The organism is Micromonospora sp., from assembly GCF_048594385.1.
Classification (GTDB): Bacteria; Actinomycetota; Actinomycetes; order Mycobacteriales; family Micromonosporaceae; genus Micromonospora; species Micromonospora wenchangensis.
In genome coordinates, this window is sequence record NZ_JBMDWU010000558.1 from 1 (window position 1) to 3394 (window position 3394).

A 3394-nucleotide genomic window follows, 5' to 3' on the forward strand; every position below is an offset into this window, starting at 1 on the left:
CTCCCAACACCCCCGGACCGGCCGGGTCGCGGGGGCCGCCTCGTCGCGGCGGCCCCGGCGACATGGGTCAGCGCGTCAGACCGACACCGAGGCGGGCTCGGAGACCGGGGCCGCCGGGGCGTCCGAGCGCCGGCGGCCGAGCAGCGTGTCGAGCGCCCAGGAACCCGGGCCGAGGACCGCGATCAGCAGGAACGACCAGCAGAACAGCGCGGACAGCTCGCCGCCGTTGCGCAGTGGCAGCAGGCCCTCCGGCTGGTGCACCACGAAGTAGGCGTACGCCATCGAGCCGGACGCGAGCAGCGCCGCGGGCCGGGTGAAGAGACCGGCCAGCACCAGCGCGCCGCAGACCAGCTGGATCAGCGCGGCCCACCAGCCCGGCCAGGCGCCGAGCGGGACAGCCTTGCCGGTAACCGGGTTGCCGCCGAACAACCCGAAGACCGACGACAGGCCGTGCAGCATGAACAGTAGGCCGATGACCATGCGGTACAGGGACAGGGTCGGCCCGCCGAGCCGAGAGACGTTCATGGGAACCTCCATGGAAGGGATTACTTCCCCCCATGATGAGGCATCGAAGCAGTTAAATCGATAAATTCTTTGTTTCTGGGAAGATCCCGTTGCGAGACAATACCCCACCCCTCCGCACCGCGGGTCGCCCCCGCCGGCCGACGCCGGACCGATCGGCACCGGACCCGCCCGCCGCGCCCGCACCAACCGCCCCGACGGCGGTCGGCGCGACGCCGAACGTAATGATTGTTAACTATGAATGAACTGTCATCAAGTTCATACGCGATGTTTATGGTAAATGAATATGCGCACAATTCGCGTGGCCTCCGGCGGGCCCGTCGCGGGGCCGCCCGCACCGCCGTCCGACCCCGACCGCCGCACCCCGGACGACGCGGGCGGCGCATCTCCCGACCGCCGCATCCGACCGCCACCCCGGCCGGTGTCACCGCACCACCGCCGCGCCACGTGCGAGTCCGCTGAGCACGCCGGCAGGCATGCAGACCCACCACCCGCCCCGGCGGCAGCCGACACCACCGACCGACCGCCGTGGCCCGCGCGCCGGCTTCGGACGACAGCAACCGGTTGGCACGGTATTCCCGGGAGACCCCGAAAGCCGGACCCATCAGCAATTCACCCGGCACCCGCGTCGAGGCACCCGACGTCGCTTCCGGACAGCCGCCCGCCGCGCCGACCACCCTCCTGGGCAGTTCAATAATCCTTAACAACCCGCATCGCGGTAACGGCCACCGTAATACGTTAACCTCGTCACCACGTTACGCCCGGAACTGCGAACCCACCCCCGGATTCATCAGTCACCCGCACCACACCCGACCGGCCCGTGATTCTCGTGCCGGCAATTTCGCACATCCACCGGACGAGGTTACCCAGGCAACCGGTGCTGCCATTCCGTGCGCAACGTCGACCCTCCATTCTCCCTGGTCGAGAGTGGTCTACCTGCTCGCCGTCCCGGCTGACGCCACCTCGACCGGCATTCACGGAAAGGACCACCGTGCGACGTCGACCGCTCCTGCCGTCACGACTGCTCGCCACATTCGGCACCCTGATTCTGCTACCTCTTCTCGCCACCCCGGCCAGCGCCGACACCCGGCCCGAATCGATACGGCTGCTCGCCAAGGCCGCCGCCGACGAGTGTTTCGCCGGGGTCGGGGTCGACTATCCTCCCGGACCGCCCTGCGCCGAGGGCCAGCCCAAGGTCAACCAGTCGTACGTCTGGGGGCTCGCCCAGGTCGGCCGCCGGCTCTGGTTCGGCACCGGAGCCAACGTGCTCTGCCTCAAGCCCGAGGGCTACCAGGTCCGCGAGCCGATCCTCAACGACGACTACGTCTGCGAGTTCGACCAGAGCCAGCCGGCCCGGGCCAACCCGGCCTGGCCGGCCAACCTCGGCGACCACCGCACCCCCGAGGTCTACACCTACGACCTGGCCACCGAACGGCTCACCGAGCGCACCGCCGACATCACGTCGGCCTCTCCGGCGGACGCCAACCTGTTGAACACCACCGCCGGGCTGCGCAGCGCCGCCGCCCACCAGGGGGTCGTGCTGCTCGCCGGGCCCAGCGTGATCGGCGGGGTGAACGTGTTCGCCTTCGACGGCGTCACCGGCCGGTACCTCGGCTCGACCAACCTCTCCGCGTACGAGAACATCAGGCACTGGGTGGTCGCCGGCGGTGCGCTCTACGCCGGGGTCGGCGTGGGCGTCAACGGCGGCGAGGCGGGCAAGGTGCTGCGCTGGACCGGTGACCGCACCACCCCGTTCACCTTCACCGAGGTCGCCGACCTGCCCACCCAGGTCGCCGACCTCACCGAACACCAGGGCCGGCTCTACGTCTCCACCTGGCCCAAGGCGATCGTCGAGGGCTCGGTCGCCCCGTCCCCGGTCACCACGGTGGCCCCCGCCGACAGCGGCACCCCGCTGGCACCGCCCCCGGCCGACGACCCCAACGACCTGGCCAGCATCTGGATGAGCCCGCTGCTCGCCGTCGGCGCACCCGGTCTCAACCCGGAGGACGCCGGGAACTGGACGCAGGTCTGGTCGGCCGCCGAGTACGAGCCGGACCCGGTGGTCCGCCGGGCGTACGCCCTCGGTGGGCTCGCCTCCTTCGGCGGCCGGCTCTACTGGGGCACCATGCACGTGCCGCTGCAGGCGACCGCCCTGCACGTCTCGGTGTACCCGCCGCGTAGCCAGGCGCAGCTCCAGGCCACCGTGCAGAACACCCAGCGGGCGTTCGCGGTCTTCCGGGGCCAGAACCTCGGCGGTGCCCACGAACGGATCGAGACGCTCTACGGCGAGTCCACCCTGCCGGCCTTCGACCCGACCGCGAACAACGGCGTGGGCGCCTGGGCGCCGGCACCCACCGGCGTGACCCCGGTCTACGGCGGTTCCGGCTTCGGCGACCCGTTCAACCTGTACGCCTGGAAGATGGCGGTGGCTGGCGGCCGGCTCTACATCGGCACCATGGACTTCGCCTACATCTCGCTGGAGGGTCAACTGCCGACGCCCCCGGCGGCCGGTGCCACCACCCCGCCCACCTTCGGCTCCGACCTCTGGGCGTTCGACGCGCCGGACCGACCCGCCCGCGCGGTCGACACCGGAGGCTTCGGCAACCCGCTCAACCAGGGGGTACGCACGATGATCGTGGACGGCTCCACGCTCTACGTCGGGATGGCGAACCCGATGAACCTGCGTACCGACCCGACGCCCGGCGTCCCCAAGGGTGGCTGGGAGCTGATCCGGGTCAGCCGCCGGTGACCCCGGCCGCTTGACCGTGGCCCGCCGGCCGGAACGGTCCCCACCGGCCGGCGGGCCACCCCGGCCCGGGCGCGCCACCCCCCACGGCGGGTGGTCGCCGGGGGCCGGGGGCCCGGCCCGCCC

General features: G+C 71.4%; 2 protein-coding genes. One reads left to right on the forward strand and one right to left on the reverse strand.

Annotated elements, in window-relative coordinates; translation table 11 throughout:
- Positions 1-75 precede the first annotated feature (75 nt).
- Positions 76-525, reverse strand: a complete 450-nt coding sequence (locus ACOJTC_RS29630) for a DoxX family protein (RefSeq protein WP_204924703.1) — start codon at positions 523-525, stop codon at positions 76-78.
- Between the two features lie 988 nt (positions 526-1513).
- On the opposite strand from ACOJTC_RS29630, the gene ACOJTC_RS29635 reads away from it, so the two are divergent.
- Positions 1514-3271, forward strand: coding sequence for a hypothetical protein (locus tag ACOJTC_RS29635; RefSeq protein ID WP_420119348.1), 1758 nt, complete (start codon positions 1514-1516; stop codon positions 3269-3271).
- The last annotated feature ends 123 nt before the right edge of the window (positions 3272-3394 follow it).

Excerpts from the sequence above, each read along its gene's own strand:
- ACOJTC_RS29630 (WP_204924703.1), bottom strand. The coding sequence starts at position 525 with ATGAACGTCTCTCGGCTCGGCGGGCCGACCCTGTCCCTGTACCGCATG.